This window comes from Bacillus cereus group sp. MYBKT14-1 (assembly GCF_051915185.1).
In the GTDB taxonomy this organism is placed as follows: Bacteria; Bacillota; Bacilli; order Bacillales; family Bacillaceae_G; genus Bacillus_A; species Bacillus_A cereus.
On sequence record NZ_JBQAEF010000028.1, the window covers coordinates 1 to 15918 of the forward strand.

Here is a 15918-nt window from a genome sequence, read left to right on the forward strand (position 1 = left end):
AATAATGAACGGATTCAGAGGAAATTAGCTAACATGTCACCTATAGCTTATAGGAAACATGTTGTCTAGGTGTTTTTTCTTTGTCTCACCAAATGGGGTCAGACCACCTATGATTCTATAGAAAGGATGGCGTATTTTTTTATTTTATGGGATATTTTGTTTTTTAGCTTAATAGCGATGGGGTGGTACCAACAAAATGCGAATTTCATAGGCTAAGCGATTTTTCACATAGAAAAAGCCGATTTCCTAAACGCTAAGGGATAATCAGCTTTTTAAGGAATTTAGGTGAGATACATATAAAAAATGGATTGTAGCATAGATTTTATTCTTATTAGATTATCCTTCTATTTCGAATACAGTCTCATCGCCATTAAGTCAAAAGCCCGTTTTTTCTCAAAATATAAAGCGGGCTAAATTTTTAGCTGGATAGTTATGGGATCCTGACAGAAAACTAAGTCGAGTTGTCCTCATGCTAACCTAAGGACGGCTCGGCTTTAATTTTTGGATTTTAAATTATATATTGCTTTATGTAGTCTGGTCACACCTTCTTTAATTTCTTCTTTTTTTAGATGCCCATAACCTAAAATAATTCGATTATGATGTTTTCCTTTTTCTATAGTATGATCTTCTACAGGATATACTTTAACTCCAAACCGTTCGATCCATTCGATTAATTCTTTTGAAAAATGGCATTCATTTAATTCAGCAATTAGATGTAAGCCTGTTGAATAACCGAAAATATTAACCTTATCCAAAAATGTTGTTTTTAAACAATGAATAAGAAAGTTTCTTCGCTTTTTATACATTTTCTTCATCTTCATAATATGTCGTTCCAAATAGCCTTCATCAATAAAACGGGCAAGGATAAGCTGCTCTAAAGAAGGGGTATGTAAATCCGAAAACCATTTTAGCATGCGACATTTTTCAATAAGTTGTGAAGGAAGAATTAAATATCCCATTCTAAGGGCTGGTGATAAAATTTTACTAAACGAACCAATATATAATACACGATCTGAATCCAATCCCTGTAATGAACTTACAGGTGGTCCTTCATATCTAAATTCACTGTCATAATCATCCTCAACAAGATAACAATTTGTTCTTCTCGAGTAGTTAATCAATTGAATCCTTCGTTGAATTGGTAACGTTCCTCCTAACGGAAACTGGTGGGACGGAGTAACAAAGATAAACTTTGGATAAGTATTTAATGGCAGCGACGATGTTTTCATTCCATATTCATCAACAGGTATAGGGGAAAGAAGAGCACCTGAAGTTTTAAATATAGTTTGAATATCATTGGTGATTGGATCTTCCATTATTATTGTATCATTGGGCGATAAAAGTAATTTAGAAACAAGTGTCATAGCTTGGGTTGCACCAGATGTAATCACAATTTGTTCTGGATGACAATCAACACCTCTTGTTTTCAGTAAATATCGTGATAAAACCTGTCGTAATTCCGGACGTCCTTCGGGAATATCGTATCCAAAAGTAGAAGGTGCAATGTCATTCCATATGGTATGAGACAATTTTGCCCATGTCTTACGCGGAAATAAATCCAGTGCTGGTATACCTGAACGAAAGTTGATGATGTTATCATCTTTATTTTTATCTTCACTCCAATTCACAGAATGAAATGAAGGTGTTTTATTCTGTTGTTCTAAAAAAGTACCTTCAGCAACAAATGTTCCAGCACCCCTTTTTGCAACTAAAAATCCTTCAGCTAATAATTGATCATACGCTTCCAAAATTACATTCCTGGATACATTCAACTCAGAAGATAGTTCACGTGTCGACGGTAGTTTTTCTCCTGATTGTAAGTCTCCGTTTAAAATTCGTTCTCGTATTTGTTGATAAACTTGTCTAAATAATGGTACATCTAATGACCGGTCAATGGGTATCCAAAGCATAATGTAATTTACTCCTTATCTAAAATTGGTACTTTGAAAATTCATTATAAATGGTACTAATATAAACCATTTTACCATGATAAAGTTTATATAAATATGAAAAAGGAGATGTAAGTTATGACTAATCCAAAGGTTCAAGTCACCCAAGCACTTAAATCGGTTGCACGAAATGAACATATTAAATCTTATATTCAGCAGTCCAATGAACTCTATCCTTTACTATTGCAAGCCGCCAAACGGTTTGTAACCGGAGAGAATAGGCAAGATGGGCTTGCAACAGCAAAAGAACTGATTTCAAGAGGTTATTCTATTTCACTGGAATACATTGGTGAAAATACAACAGATTTAGAAGAATGCCGAAACGCCAAAAACGAGTTTTTGAATCTTATTGAAGAAATGGGTTTGTTCTCCATGAAGTCGACTGTTTCGTTTGATTTATCACATATTGGATTATCTGTGGATCCAGAAACAGCTTATATTCATTTACTTGAGTTAGCCAAGAAAGCAAATCTGTACGGCGTTACACTTATGATAAGTATGGAAGAAACATCAAAAACTGACGATATTCTTGATATCTATAAAAAAACAACTACGCAATATCCTAATGTAGGGATCACTATACAGGCACATTTATATAGGTCCAACAATGATGTTCAGGAATTAGTTCATTATCCTGGGAAAATACGAGTTGTCAAAGGGGCTTATCAAGAAACAGCTGATGTTGCTATGTCTAGATCAAAGGAATTAAATAATCGTTACCTTAAACTTGTAGAACAAATAATAGAATCTAACCACCCAGTATCCATAGCCACACATGATGAAATGCTTATTCAAGAAATGGAAAACCGTCAATACCTTAATCAACCCAACGTAGAAATGGAAATGCTCTACGGAATCCGTCCAGATTTGTTAATGGATTTAAAAAGTAAGGGGTACAACTGTAAAGTATATTTAACTTACGGAAAAGAGTGGTACTTGTATTTATGTCATCGAATAGCTGAATATCCGGAAAATCTATTTCGTGCAGTAACGGATATGATCAATCCATCTTTAACAGACAGAAGTAGATTATATTGAACGAACATTAAATTCCAAATATGGGGTAGCACCAGATCGCTATCAAGCTAACAAAACTAAACTTCCTCAAAATGCAAAGATACGCTATTCTTTTTGTAGAAACATACAGAAAGGATGGCGTTTTTAGTATGGATTTATCGATTTCTGATGAATTAGAATTGTTTACTGAAGAATTACAGCGACATATGTCACCACATGCTTTGGATCAGTTAGCTAGAAAGATAGGGTTTGTACAACGAAGGAGTAAATATCGTGCACAAGACTTAGTGGCTCTTTGTGTTTGGTTAAGCAAAAACATAGCTCATACTTCATTGACACAATTATGTAGTCGATTAGAAGCTAACACCTGTATTTCTATGAGTCCAGAGGGACTCAATCAACGTTTTAACACTCAGGCTGTTCAGTTTTTACAACAACTCTTAGCGCATTTACTTCACCAACAATTTTGTTCTTCTAGCAAGATTCCAACTTTGTATACAAACTATTTTCGACGTATCCGTATATTGGATTCTACACATTTTCAAATTCCAGATAAATTCACTTCTACATATCAAGGTTCAGGTGGTAGCGGTCAAAGTGCTGGCGTAAAAATTCAACTAGAGTATGATTTACTAAGTGGTCAATTTCTTCATGTTCATGTAGGATCAGGAAAACACAATGATAAAACGTATGCTTCTACTTGTTTAACATCCCTTCAACCGAACGATGTATGTATACGTGATTTAGGATATTTCGACTTAAAAGATTTACATACTATAAGCGAGTGTGGTGCTTATTTTATTTCACGATTAAAGCTTAATACACGTATATATCAGAAGAATAAAGAACCTGAATACTTTCAAAATGGAACCGTAAAAAACAATCTGAGTACATCCAATTAGATATGGAGCAATTTATTGATCAATTACAGTCAGGTGAAACATATGAAATTCCTGAAATCTATATTGGAATGTATCAAAAGCTTCCTGCAAGACTTATTCTGTATAAATTAACTGAAACGCAAATGAAGCGTAGACAAAAGGATTTAGCATCTAAAGAACATAAGAAGCAAATTACCTATAAAGAACGCAGTAAGCGGCTTAGTGCAATTAACTTTTACGTTACAAATATTCCATTGGAATATTTGCCAAAAGAGCAAGTATACGATTTTTACTCCTTACGATGGCAAATTGAACTTATTTTTAAAACATGGAAATCATTTTTTCGTATTCATCAATGTAGTTCTGTAAAATTAGAAAGACTAGAATGTCACTTATACGGACAATTAATAAGTATCCTTCTTTGTTCCTCCACCATGTTTCAAATGCGCCAATTACTCCTCATCAAGAAGAAACGAGAATTAAGCGAATATAAAGCAACTTATATCATAAAAGATTATTTCTCACTTATTTATCAATCTTTACAAAAAGACGCCCAAGAATTAACAAAGATATTGTTTCGTCTGTTCAATCTCTTACAGAAAAACGGACGAAAATCCCATAGGTATGAGAAGAAAACAGTCTTTGATATCTTAGGTGTCGTTTACAATTGCACCATGTCTGATAATCAAGCGGCTTAAATTAAAAAAATGAAACCCTTTAGGGTTTATTTCGTATGCAACTCTTTAATTTCCCTCACATGTAGCCTTTAGAAAAAAAACAACGTCAACTATAATTGACGTTGTATGAGCTTAACTTGATAGCAATGGGGTGTAACCGTAGTTATAAGTAAATGTAGAAGAATATAGAATTCTCATAGAAAGAAACATTTATATATAAATAACAACAAGAAAATGAATTTCGTATTATAACTAAATATAATTTTTAAACATATGTAAATGAATTTTCTTATCTTTCTTTATCTATATAACGAAAATATCCGTTATGAGATAATTCATTAAAAATATTTCGGCTAGAAATCAACGTTTAAGATATGAGAGATGGAAATTACGATAGGGTAAATTACCCACTTTATTAAATTTCATTTTTATTAGATAAATTTTATATAACAAAGAAAAAAGTACCTATTTTCGTAAGTATTTTATGGTATTCGTTTAAATGAAAGTAAATTTTTGGGTACAAATTTACTTTGGTTTTAACTAAATTTGCAATAAATTTCTCAATATAGATATACTGCTTAATTACAGCGCTACTATTCAAAATTAACAAAAAAGAAATTATAATATAAATATGATGGTTATCCTTTTGTTTACTCCTTGTGCTAAAGATAAGATTGTGTTCCCTGATCTTATCTTTTTATTTTTGGATTTTAGATACAAAAAAGCAATCTTTAATAACATAAAAATACCTTGTCACTAGGCCAGAAAGAGGAAAAACTTCAAACTCCGGTCTCTACGTAGCAGATTAAAATAGTAAAAATTGCTCGGAGGAAAACGTTTGGACGGGAATTAGAAGTACTAGAAAATATAAAACATAGAGAACTAAATGAGTTATTTATTAAGATATATCGAAAGCAATGTAAGGTACATAGAGGACGCAAGGAGCTTCTTAGATAATAATATAGTTATGAAAATATAAGCATTTGAAGGGATCCCTTGTGTATCTAAAACATTGGCGAAACAAATAGATGATGTTAGGATGTAGAAAACGCCCATAAAAAAAGGAGAAGTGATTATGCCAAAAGCTTTTTATATGAATATTAATGATTACGAGAGACCTGCCGATATATTGCGGATGCTTGGACATCCTATGCGTTTGATGATAGTTCGAGAATTAATTTCGAAAGGTCCATTAAATGTATCCGAGTTACAGAAGTTACTACGCGTGCCACAATCTACAATGTCACAGCAATTAATAAAGTTAAAACAGTTTAAAATGGTTTCCTATGAGCGAAAAGGAAATGAGATTTATTATAAAGTGAGTGACGAAAAAGTGATTGAGAGTATGAAGGAATTAGAATGTTTGCAACAGTGGACGTAAGAAGACATGGGAAATCTCTTTATTTCTATAGATTGAGATTAACTTTTTATAGTATACATAGTTTTAACATAACGAAAATTAGATAATTTAGATGAATTGTAATACTAGGCGTACCGCCAGCATTTCAGAAAAAAACACGCTAAGAGCATGCAAAGTTTTATGCAAAAAATCGGGAGACATAGGGAACTATGGGGAGGCCAAAAGGCTCGTCAAAATAGGAATATATATAAAGATGCATAGAATTATAGAAAGAAAAAAGGCAGATGCCTTGCGAAAGTAAGGGAGCGTTTTTGTCCTTGCTACTGATAATGAAATGTTATATTAACTCTCTATGAATATTTTATACATCAAAAATATAAAACAAATTGCTTATTCCGAATGATAAAATTAAGAAAAAAGAGGAAATATATCATGTTAAAAGTGAAACCTAAATGTGTAAGTTGCGAAAAAGACATTCGGGGCGGGGAACTTGTCTATGTAGAATTACGATATCCGGAATATGCAGGCATGACTGAAATCAAAAAATGGCTTGATAACGAAGGAAAAATTAATTACAAAGAATGTTACTCCAAGCAATAAAAAAAGAGGTGAATTAGTTATGACAAAGAGAACCAGTTGGTCTTACATTATTGGTTTAACATGGTTGGCAACTATTACATTACTTGGGGCAAATTTTAATCATTCGATTCCAAATAAAGCTGTTTCCTTAAGTGTTTCTATTTTTATGATTACCATTGCAACAGGGGCCAGTCTGACAGGACTTTACCGACTTAAAAAGAAAAAATATTGAGGACGAATAACAAACCCCTCTTCATTTGGAGAGGGGGTTGTTTGTACTTCCGGTAACGAATTTTACGTCAACTAGCCTCTTTTGTAGAGGCTAGTTCTTTGCATAGCGTGGTTTTTATCCGTTTTGTGGCCTGTATCCATGACATTCTAATTCTTTATTCTCTAATCTTTAAAAGGAGCATTCATCACCCAATCTGAAAACCCCATACGAAGCATAGAAGAACTCAAATTATTTGGCTGTTGCTGTGTATTTTTTAGATTGGAATCATAATTAATAAGTTCAATCATAGCTTTTTTGAAACCTAATCGAGGATAAACCTCAATTATAAAATTAAATGTTTCCTCCGGAATATCTTCTATACGTAAACCAACTACATCCATTCCCGCCCCGAAATGAACTAACGCAATCTCTGGTTGTTTTTCTTTAGCAATTTCTGAGGTGTGTAGAATAATAGCTTCACGTACCACATCAATTTTATCTTGTGAAAAACCATGGGAATGAAGGAATTTTTCTGCATGATCAGCACCTTCATATTCAAATGAATGTTTACAACATACATGCTCTGTAAGGCCAACATCATGTAAAATAGAAGCAAGATAAAATAACTCCTGATCATATTTAAATCCATATTTTTTTCCCAATGCATCACCAAAAGCATATGTTCGTAAACAATGATTATAAAGAAATTCTGGAGAAATCTCGTAAACCAATTGAGTAGCTTCTTTTGCTACTTTACTATCTGGAATAATAATGTTATGCATAATTTCCTCCTTAGTTTTAATTATCTTCAATAAATTCATTTCAGATACCATTAGCATGATAAGAATGTTACATGCTAACCAAATGCTAACTCTCTCACCATCTCCTTTTAGAAATTCTAATCTTATATCAAAAAAGACCGAACGGTCTCTTTTAAGGTAACTTATTATATGTTAATGTACAACTACAACATGTTACAATTTTTCAACAATAATGGAGGATATTATGCAAAAAGGTGAACAAACACGAAGAAACATTGTATTAAAATCGGCAGAACTGTTTAATCAAAAAGGCTATGCTGGCTGTTCGATGAATGACATTATGGAGGCTACAGGGCTACAAAAAGGGGGGATTTATCGTAACTTTAAAAGTAAAGATGAGATTGCTTTAGAGGCATTTAAATATGCCATTGATACTGTCTCTCAACATTTTTCTGAGGCGATACGCAATGCTAATACAACATTAGAAAAGGTTGGTGCTTTTTTTAATGTATATGAAGATGTAATAAATAACCCACCAATAAAAGGGGGGTGTCCTTTACTGAATACTGCTGTAGACAGTGATGATACGAATCGACTGTTAAGAGAAAAGGCACTTGAAGTTTTCTATACATTTCTTAATATGATTGAAGAGATTATAATAGAAGGGATTCAGAACCAGGAGTTAAAGCCAGATATCGATACAAAGGCGGTAGCCTCCTTTATCATTGCAACCCTAGAAGGAAGTATTATGGCTAGTAAACTAGACAGGGATAATAAACATGTTACTTATAGTAAGCAACATGTGCTGCGTTATTTGTTTATGCTAAAAATTTAGCCCGCTTTATGTTTTGAGAAACAACGGGGCTTTTGGCTTAATGGCGATGAGACTGTATTCGAAATAGAAGGATAATCTAATAAGAATAAAATCTATGCTAAAATCCATTTTTTATATGTATCTCATCTAAATTCCTTAAAAAGCTGATGATCCCTTAGCGTTTAGGAAATCGGCTTTTTCTATGTGAAAAATTGCTTAGCCTATGAAATTCGCATTTTGTTGGTACCACCCCATCGCTATTAAGCTAAAAAAATATCCCATAAAATTAAAAAACACGCTATTCTTTCTTTAAATCATAGGTGGTCTCACCCCATTTGGTGAGATAAAGAAAAAACAACTAGACAACATGTTTCCTATAAGCTATAGGTGACATGTTATCTAATTTTCTCTGAATCCGTTCATTATTATAGTAGTGGATGTATTCATTCACAGTTTGTATTATACTAGCACTATTCGATTGTTTTATATTTTGCGCATATAATCCTTCGGATTTCAAGTGAGAATGGAAGGATTCTATGAGGGCATTATCATGGCAGTTTCCTGTACGAGACATGCTTGTGATAATGCCTTTTTCTTTGGCATATGTTTGAAATTATTTTGATGTATACACTTTTCCTTGATCCGAATGTAAAATCGTATTAATCACATTCCGCTTTCTTAAAGCCTCTTTTAGAGTATCTAATACAAGAGAAACATCCTGTGTCTTACCTATTTTATAACTTATAATTTCATTGTTAAACCCATCTATAATATATAAAAAATAAAGAGGCTTATTGCCGAACATTACATACGTGATATCCGTGAACCATTTTTCAATAGGCTTGGTAGCGATGTGTTGCTATCCCAATCTCTCATTTTTTCATACCCTATTCGTATATAGGGGAATTGGTAACACACTTCTACATAGACTATGTATAGAGGTAAAAACTTTTTTCATCCAAGGAATGAGTGTATTTTGTTTGGAGGTAATAATATGTTTGATAAACCAAATGAGAAAAAGAAATGGCAGGGAATTCAGGCTGCGGCCTTTGAACCTAATCTCGTGGGGCCAACACTTGCATCTATTCCTCCCATTACTTTTCCAACAGGAGCAACTGGACCAACAGGAGCAACTGGACCTACGGGAACAACTGGACCTACGGGAACAACTGGACCAACAGGAGCAACTGGGCCTACAGGAGCAACTGGACCAACAGGAGCAACTGGACCCACGGGAGCAACTGGACCAACAGGAGCAACTGGACCAACAGGAGCAACTGGACTTACGGGAGCAACTGGACCAACAGGAGCAACTGGACCTACGGGAGCAACTGGACCAACAGGAGCAACTGGACTTACGGGAGCAACTGGACCAACAGGAGCAACTGGACCAACAGGAGCAACTGGATCTACGGGAGTAACTGGACTTACGGGAGCAACTGGACCAACAGGAGCAACTGGACCTACGGGAGTAACTGGACCAACAGGAGCAACTGGACCTACGGGAACAACTGGGCCTACGGGAACAACTGGACCTACGGGAGCAACTGGTACTACAGTTTTAACAGGAGTTGGAGTTCCAACATGCGACATTGGAGATTTGGGTGATATTTACATTGACCTATCCACGGGGAGCACGTATTATAAGCTCTCTCAGCCAGTTCCTCCGATGGTCAGAGCTATTCCAGCTCCTACCGGAAACACAATACTTGTTGGGTCAACGCAGACCTATACCACGATTGATGCAGCTTTAGCTGTGGCTAATAATGGTGATAGACTATTACTTGATGCCGAAACTTTTTCAATTACATCCACCATTGCTGTCAATAAATCAGTAACAATTGAGGGGCAAGGAATAGGGGCAACTACCGTTGTCACTGCCTTGAATACTGTAATCTCTATGTTTAATGTTACAGTATCTAATGTTGTTTTCCAAAACATGTCTATCGTCCAAGATTTCCCATCTGTTTTAGGAGTTGAGTCTGTTATTTCAATTAATAATTTGTCAGCAACAGGAATATATATTGATAATTGTGAAATTTCAGTATGCGAACTCGGTATCGCTATTGTAGCAACTGAGTTTCAAATAACAAATTGCAACTTTACCTATGCGCCCGCTGCATCACCTAACAATGGATACTTCTATATCATTATTTCCTCTACTTCAGGACAAAGTATTATTGACAGTAATACTTTTGTGTCTGATTCAGGTGACACACGATGCAGATTTATTATTATCACTAATATAACTGTTAATTCTGGAACATTACAAGGGAACTTAATAGTAAGCAATAATAATCAAGATAATTCTTCTCCTTTTACATTGAGACATCTATTAGTAATTGAAGAATTTGTTGGTACAAATTTCGGATTGTTTCTTCTAAGCAATACAACAGTTAATGAGGGAAATGTACCTGTCTTACTGTTTAATGCTAATTTTAATATTTTTAAGTTTATTGAAGTTATTGGAAATAGTGTTCAAAATACCGCTGGAAAAGGAATTATCGGTATTGACTCGAGTTCTACGGGTCAAACACCTATTTTCAGTTCGAGTAATACAATTACAAACCAATTTTTCACTGCAGGATGGGCTTCTGCAACCGTACCGGCTACTTTTATTGTGGGATATAATACAACAGTAATCTCAGAGGCACCTAATCTTCCATTAACTAATTGTTATTGGCTTATGTTGATTTAATAACGTATAGATGTAATATAGAAGTGTAATATGTTACTATGCCCCAAAACAAGAACACTCAAATATTTGAATAACATTGTAGAACAAGACCATCACTTTATTAAGAAACGTGTACATTCTATATTAAAAATCAAGTTTTTTCACACAGCTATATTTTTGCAGAAGTAGGTGACATGTTTGGGTTTTTATAAAGTATAAGAAACCGTCAGAGGAAGTAGAGATTGAATAGGGGTGTAATTTCGAAAAAATAATATCACTACCTCTGTGAACACAACTTTATTAGATTTTCTTGCAAAGTCTTTATGTATATATTTAAAAAAAGAATGCACACAAATTAAAATGTGCATTCTTTTTTATAATAAAGCTTGGTTAATAACTAACTGTATTCTTATTGCTGTAACTATAACTTTCTTCCATAGCCAATGCCTCTGCTTTAGTAACATGAACGGTACCAAATGGGTGATTTGGAGGAGCATATATCGAGTAAAGTTTTAGCGGAATATTACCTGTATTAGTTACATTATGCCATGTTCCAGCAGGTATCATAATTGCATAATCATCATAGACCATTTCTTGAAAATCTAATTTATCTTTGTTATCCCCCATTTGAACAAGTCCTTGGCCCTCTTCAATACGTATGAATTGATCAGTTGTAGGGTGTACTTCTAAACCTATGTCATCTCCAACATTAATGCTCATTAGAGTTACTTGTAAGTTTTTCCCTGTCCAGATAGCGGTGCGGTAAGTATTGTTTTGTTTAGTGGATTGGTTAATATTCAATACAAATGGTCTAGCTCCATAATCGGTTATTCTAATATTTTCACAATAAGGATTCCGATTGTAGTCCCAAGCAATATTGTTGTAACTGTAGTAATAAGGATTCCAAGCGTAAATCCAATTATTGTTATTCCAGATGCAATCCATTGGGCTTTGACTTTGACAATAACGTGGATTATATTGCATATTCAAGCTCCTCTCATAATTTTATCATTTTCTGTTTATCTTATGCTGTTGTCTATTTATAGGAATGCAGAATAAGAGGAAATAGGCAGTAATAAAAAATACAAACAAACTTTATCATTTTTCCAGGAAAAATAAAAGTAACAAGTTGATAAAGAATGTACTATTTGTATAAAACACTTAATAAAATTGTTAATTTAAATAAAGAAGAGCCGCGCGAGAAGAGTTGTAGGTTTTCGTAAGGTTGAGTTATGTCGTATTCAAAAGGGATTTTAAAATGAATATTTTTTTAAACATACTGGTAAATTTATCTAATTTATTTAGAACTGTTATTTTAAACAAAAACGTTATTTGGTATGTAAATAGAAGAGCACTTAGAAAAGTCTCTTTCTGTAACGACTATCTCCTCTAAAAAGAAATGATGCAATATATCATATGAAATTATATGGATTTACTTGTGTGTATTGTGTATAAAAATTTCATTTTGTAGAAAAGGGGAATGAATATGAAACAAGAGGTACAGCGATTAGTAGATAAGGCATTAATGTACTTTCCTAAGTCATTTGTAGAGAGTTATAACGAGCTAATATTTGAACCTAAAAATAAAATGTATTTTCATTTAGAAGATGTCGAAAACGAATTAGATTTTAAATGTAAATTGTTCACATGGTTATCAAGACCTATAAGTAAGGGACTGAGTGCGTATTGGTCAACGAAGATTTTAAAAACCTTTAATTGGTTGTTAGGGACAAGCTTCACTAAAGAAAAAATGAGATTGATTTATACGTATTTAGGAAATGGAACAAATAAATCGCTGTGTGTAGAATTAGTAAAATCAGATTATGAATTATTGTTGGTGGTTCCAGAAAATAAAAGAGCAGATAGCAAAAGCTAACTGCTCATCCAAGGAAAACAGAGAAAGATAACCGTGTCTCTACAGTATTGACGGAATTTTGAGTTTATCCAGGGGTAGAGGGAAATGGATAGAGTATTCGTTCTTGAGTTACTTGAACAGGAAAATGAGAGTGGTATATATGGTGTATTCGTAAACGAAGAGGAAGTAATTGAGAAAGGCAAAGAGTTGATTGCATTAACAGAAAATGATTATTGGAGGTATACAGTTGAAAGTTATCCGTATTTCAAATAGGAAGGGTGAACATAAATGGAGTTTTGAGTATTAGCGTATTTATACTAGAAGATGTTTAGTATAATTTTGCAGAAAAAGATACAACAATAGGATATACAGCTACTTGTTTTTTACCAACTGAAGAGATGGCTCAAAGTATGTCGATGAAAATAATGAATCTGATGAGTTGATTCCAGTAAAAGTAACCATTCATACATTAGATGATAGTTCTTGGAAATCATCACGTGAAACAGTTGACCATTGGGGACATTAAAACTCAACGAAATAATCATTTTAGTAGAAAGAGGTGAATAAAAATGGGACAAGGAAACCGCGGAATGGCGTTTGAAAAACTTATTAATCTATCGAATGAAATGTATCAAAGAGGTAGAGTGGCACTTATAAACAAGCGTCCGAATCCTGTAAAGGGCTAAAGATTAAGGGGGAGGTATTAACAGGATATTATGAATCTAAAAACACTGTAGACTGCGACGGTATATAAAGGACGAGCTATAGCATTTGATGCGAAATTTACAGAGAAAGATACGTGTTTTGATTTAAATCACATAAAGCAGCACCAGTTTGATTACCTGGAGAAATCGGAGAAGATGGGAGCAATATGCTTCTTCCTTATTGGCCTCACCATATCAAGAAAAGAAGATTGTACGTTTAGACACATTTCGGACACGAAAAAACCGATTCCCTGTACGTTAAGGAATCGGTTTTTATTTTTGAATGATATTTGTAAATAAGATTAGCTAATAAAATCCCTTCCATAAAATAGTATAATTTGAAGAAACACAAAGTATTTTTAATTCTTTGTTGCTTCAAGTTTTCGTTTATTAATAGCTCGATAAGGAGACTCCTGTGATATTATGGTTTCTTCTAGGATTTCTTTGATGGAATATTGGTCACTATCATATATACGTAGTGTAATTAAAAGTTTTTCTTTTTCTAGTTTTGGTCTCCCTATGTTATTTCCCGTTTTTTTACTCTCTTCTAATCCTTCTTTTCCTCGTTCAGCTTCTATCATTCTGATTTACACCCCACGATTGAAGCTGAATATTCAATTCCATTTACAATTGCTTGTGTTCGATATTGTACGACAACCTCTAAACCTTTTGAACGAAACTTATTTACAACTTTATCTAATTCCATTTTTAAATCTTTACGACTCTCAGATTTAACTATTTCAATTTCTATAGTTTTCACAGTAACACCTCCTAAACAAAATGTTAAAAATTTTTGTGTTCACTATCACTTTGTTCTTCTTTACAATACTTTTATCTTATTAAGATTTAAAAATCATACAACAAAAGAGTGAAACGGTTTAGGATACTCTTTCACCTACCTCTTAATTTGATACCATTTTATCATTTTAGCCAAGAAGACTCCTTCCTCAAGGAACGCGAAGTGAGTAGGTGGGAGTTGCATTGGCTTCGAACAAGGGATGGCAGGAAGCCATCTTAATTGTTCGACATACAGAAAGTGTTACTTCAACATCTGTCGAATGTACGTTCGGTGTATAATAGTTATATACCGAAATGGAGGTGAATGAAATGATAATCAATAAAGCCTATAAGTTTCGTATCTATCCAAATCAAGCACAAGCAATTCTAATCAACAAAACGATTGGTTGTTCCCGCTTTGTATTCAATCATTTCCTATCTCTATGGGATCACGTATACAAAGAGACAGGAAAAGGCTTGACCTCTGGTACATGCTCTGCCAAAATCCCTGCCATGAAGAAAGAGTTTGTTTGGCTAAAAGAAGTGGATAGTATTGCGATTCAGTCGTCTGTTCGCAACCTTGCGGATGCGTATACACGCTTTTTCAAAAAACAAAATAGTGCCCCGCGTTTCAAATCCAAGAAGAATAACGTACAATCTTATATCACAAAATAAACAAATGAAAACATTCCTTTGTAGGAAACAAAATAAAATTGCCAAAACTAGGTCTTGTTCGATTTGCCAAAAGTCGTGAAATAACGGGACGTATTGTAAATGCTACAGTTAGACGGAACCCTTCTGGTAGATATTTTGTGTCACTATTAGTTGAAACAGAAGTACAAGAACTTCCGAAAACAAGTTCTTACATTGGAATAGATGTAGGACTAAAAGATTTCGCTATTTTGTCAGATGGAACACACTATGAAAATCCGAAGTTTTTTCGATCATTAGAAGATAAGTTGGCGAAAGCACAGCGTGTTCTTTCTAGAAGAATGAAAGGATCTTCTCGTTGGAATAAACAACGGGTAAAGGTAGCTAGAATTCATGAATACATATCAAATACTAGAAAAGATTACTTGGACAAAATTTCAACTGAAATCATCAAAAACCACGATGTTATTGGTATAGAGGATTTGCAAGTATCGAATATGTTAAAGAATCATAAGTTAGCAAAAGCAATTAGTGAGGTATCCTGGTCGCAATTTCAATCCATGTTAGAATACAAAGCAAAATGGTATGGCAAACAAGTCATTGTCGTATCGAAAACATTTGCTTCCAGCCAATTATGTTCTTGTTGTGGATATCAAAACAAAGACATTAAAAATCTAAACCTACGTAAATGAGACTGTCCTTCTTGTCGTACACACCATGATAGGAATATTAACGCAAGTATCAATCTAAAGAATGAAGCGATAAGGCTTCTAACCGCAAGGACTGCGGGGTTAGCCTAATCAATTAGAGTTCGATAGAACTCTTTACTTAGGAATCCCTCACTTCTAAACGAAGTGAAAGTGGGAGTAGTTCAAAATTGAGTTCTTCACCAAAATCATTTGTGACAATCCCTTTAACCAATGAATGTTGCAAGTAAGAACGGCCCATTCAATATTTTCTATCCAAATATGATAGAATGAAGATATATCCAAAACGGAGGGAAAA

15 protein-coding genes and 5 pseudogenes are annotated in these 15918 nt (G+C 33.9%); 13 read left to right on the forward strand and 7 right to left on the reverse strand.

What is annotated here, in order from left to right; all coding sequences use genetic code 11:
• Positions 1–69, forward strand: a 69-nt coding sequence (locus tag ACTFO4_RS29140) for an IS3 family transposase (RefSeq protein ID WP_368659994.1), incomplete at its 5' end; no start/stop codon positions are given.
• Between the two features lie 425 nt (positions 70–494).
• On the opposite strand, the gene pdxR is transcribed toward ACTFO4_RS29140, so the two are convergent.
• Entirely contained in the window at positions 495–1910 is a 1416-nt protein-coding gene (pdxR, locus tag ACTFO4_RS29145) for a MocR-like pyridoxine biosynthesis transcription factor PdxR (RefSeq protein ID WP_070183897.1), read from the reverse strand.
• Positions 1911–2027: 117 nt separating this feature from the next.
• On the opposite strand from pdxR, the gene ACTFO4_RS29150 reads away from it, so the two are divergent.
• From ACTFO4_RS29150 to ACTFO4_RS29170, 5 genes and pseudogenes are all read left to right on the forward strand, one after another.
• The gene (locus tag ACTFO4_RS29150) at positions 2028–2987 is read left to right on the forward strand and encodes a proline dehydrogenase family protein (protein ID WP_070183898.1); all 960 of its coding nucleotides are present in this window, start codon (positions 2028–2030) and stop codon (positions 2985–2987) included.
• A 128-nt stretch (positions 2988–3115) separates the two neighbouring features.
• Positions 3116–4545: pseudogene (locus tag ACTFO4_RS29155) on the forward strand (IS4 family transposase).
• A gap of 1054 nt (positions 4546–5599) precedes the next feature.
• Positions 5600–5905, forward strand: coding sequence for an ArsR/SmtB family transcription factor (locus ACTFO4_RS29160; RefSeq protein WP_016086127.1), 306 nt, complete (start codon positions 5600–5602; stop codon positions 5903–5905).
• 411 nt (positions 5906–6316) lie between these two features.
• On the forward strand, positions 6317–6484 hold the full coding sequence (locus ACTFO4_RS29165; RefSeq protein WP_070183900.1) for a Fe3+ hydroxamate ABC transporter substrate-binding protein: 168 nt from the start codon (positions 6317–6319) through the stop codon (positions 6482–6484).
• Between the two features lie 19 nt (positions 6485–6503).
• Positions 6504–6695: a hypothetical protein gene (locus tag ACTFO4_RS29170; protein ID WP_016086129.1), complete on the forward strand. Its 192-nt coding sequence runs from the start codon at positions 6504–6506 to the stop codon at positions 6693–6695.
• A gap of 161 nt (positions 6696–6856) precedes the next feature.
• Here ACTFO4_RS29170 and ACTFO4_RS29175 read toward each other — a convergent pair whose 3' ends face one another.
• The gene (locus ACTFO4_RS29175) at positions 6857–7456 is read right to left on the reverse strand and encodes an HD domain-containing protein (protein WP_081338705.1); all 600 of its coding nucleotides are present in this window, start codon (positions 7454–7456) and stop codon (positions 6857–6859) included.
• 223 nt (positions 7457–7679) lie between these two features.
• Between ACTFO4_RS29175 and ACTFO4_RS29180 the strand changes: the two genes are divergently transcribed.
• Positions 7680–8270 carry a TetR/AcrR family transcriptional regulator gene (locus ACTFO4_RS29180; RefSeq protein WP_070183902.1) on the forward strand — a complete coding sequence of 197 codons (591 nt, stop codon included), beginning with the start codon at positions 7680–7682 and terminating at the stop codon, positions 8268–8270.
• A gap of 337 nt (positions 8271–8607) precedes the next feature.
• On the opposite strand, the gene ACTFO4_RS29185 is transcribed toward ACTFO4_RS29180, so the two are convergent.
• On the reverse strand, positions 8608–8835 hold the full coding sequence (locus tag ACTFO4_RS29185) for an IS3 family transposase (RefSeq protein ID WP_422850715.1): 228 nt from the start codon (positions 8833–8835) through the stop codon (positions 8608–8610).
• A 27-nt stretch (positions 8836–8862) separates the two neighbouring features.
• The gene (locus ACTFO4_RS29190) at positions 8863–9102 is read right to left on the reverse strand and encodes a DDE-type integrase/transposase/recombinase (protein ID WP_440014569.1); all 240 of its coding nucleotides are present in this window, start codon (positions 9100–9102) and stop codon (positions 8863–8865) included.
• 141 nt (positions 9103–9243) lie between these two features.
• Here ACTFO4_RS29190 and ACTFO4_RS29195 point away from each other — a divergent pair, with 141 nt between their 5' ends.
• Positions 9244–10947: an exosporium leader peptide-containing protein gene (locus tag ACTFO4_RS29195; RefSeq protein ID WP_440014565.1), complete on the forward strand. Its 1704-nt coding sequence runs from the start codon at positions 9244–9246 to the stop codon at positions 10945–10947.
• Between the two features lie 51 nt (positions 10948–10998).
• Positions 10999–11115: pseudogene (locus ACTFO4_RS29200) on the forward strand (IS6 family transposase); the annotation flags it as partial.
• 201 nt (positions 11116–11316) lie between these two features.
• On the opposite strand, the gene ACTFO4_RS29205 reads toward ACTFO4_RS29200, so the two are convergent.
• Positions 11317–11910, reverse strand: a complete 594-nt coding sequence (locus ACTFO4_RS29205; RefSeq protein WP_070183904.1) for a cupin domain-containing protein — start codon at positions 11908–11910, stop codon at positions 11317–11319.
• A gap of 502 nt (positions 11911–12412) precedes the next feature.
• On the opposite strand from ACTFO4_RS29205, the gene ACTFO4_RS29210 reads away from it, so the two are divergent.
• The 3 genes and pseudogenes from ACTFO4_RS29210 to ACTFO4_RS29220 all read left to right on the forward strand — a co-directional run bounded on the left by ACTFO4_RS29210 (position 12413) and on the right by ACTFO4_RS29220 (position 13785).
• Positions 12413–12802, forward strand: a complete 390-nt coding sequence (locus tag ACTFO4_RS29210) for a hypothetical protein (RefSeq protein ID WP_438906442.1) — start codon at positions 12413–12415, stop codon at positions 12800–12802.
• An 84-nt stretch (positions 12803–12886) separates the two neighbouring features.
• On the forward strand, positions 12887–13054 hold the full coding sequence (locus ACTFO4_RS29215; RefSeq protein ID WP_171903002.1) for a hypothetical protein: 168 nt from the start codon (positions 12887–12889) through the stop codon (positions 13052–13054).
• Positions 13055–13371: 317 nt separating this feature from the next.
• Positions 13372–13785 (forward strand): annotated as a pseudogene (locus tag ACTFO4_RS29220) (Holliday junction resolvase RecU).
• A gap of 59 nt (positions 13786–13844) precedes the next feature.
• Here the strand turns inward: ACTFO4_RS29220 and ACTFO4_RS29225 are convergent.
• Both ACTFO4_RS29225 and ACTFO4_RS29230 read right to left on the reverse strand, forming a co-directional pair.
• A pseudogene (locus ACTFO4_RS29225) lies at positions 13845–14069 on the reverse strand (recombinase family protein); the annotation flags it as partial.
• The gene (locus ACTFO4_RS29230) at positions 14063–14245 is read right to left on the reverse strand and encodes a hypothetical protein (protein ID WP_253184245.1); all 183 of its coding nucleotides are present in this window, start codon (positions 14243–14245) and stop codon (positions 14063–14065) included. The gene ACTFO4_RS29230 and the pseudogene ACTFO4_RS29225, both read right to left, overlap by 7 nt.
• Before the next feature lie 347 nt (positions 14246–14592).
• On the opposite strand from ACTFO4_RS29230, the pseudogene tnpB reads away from it, so the two are divergent.
• Positions 14593–15713 (forward strand): annotated as a pseudogene (gene tnpB / locus ACTFO4_RS29235) (IS200/IS605 family element RNA-guided endonuclease TnpB).
• Positions 15714–15918: the final 205 nt, after the last annotated feature.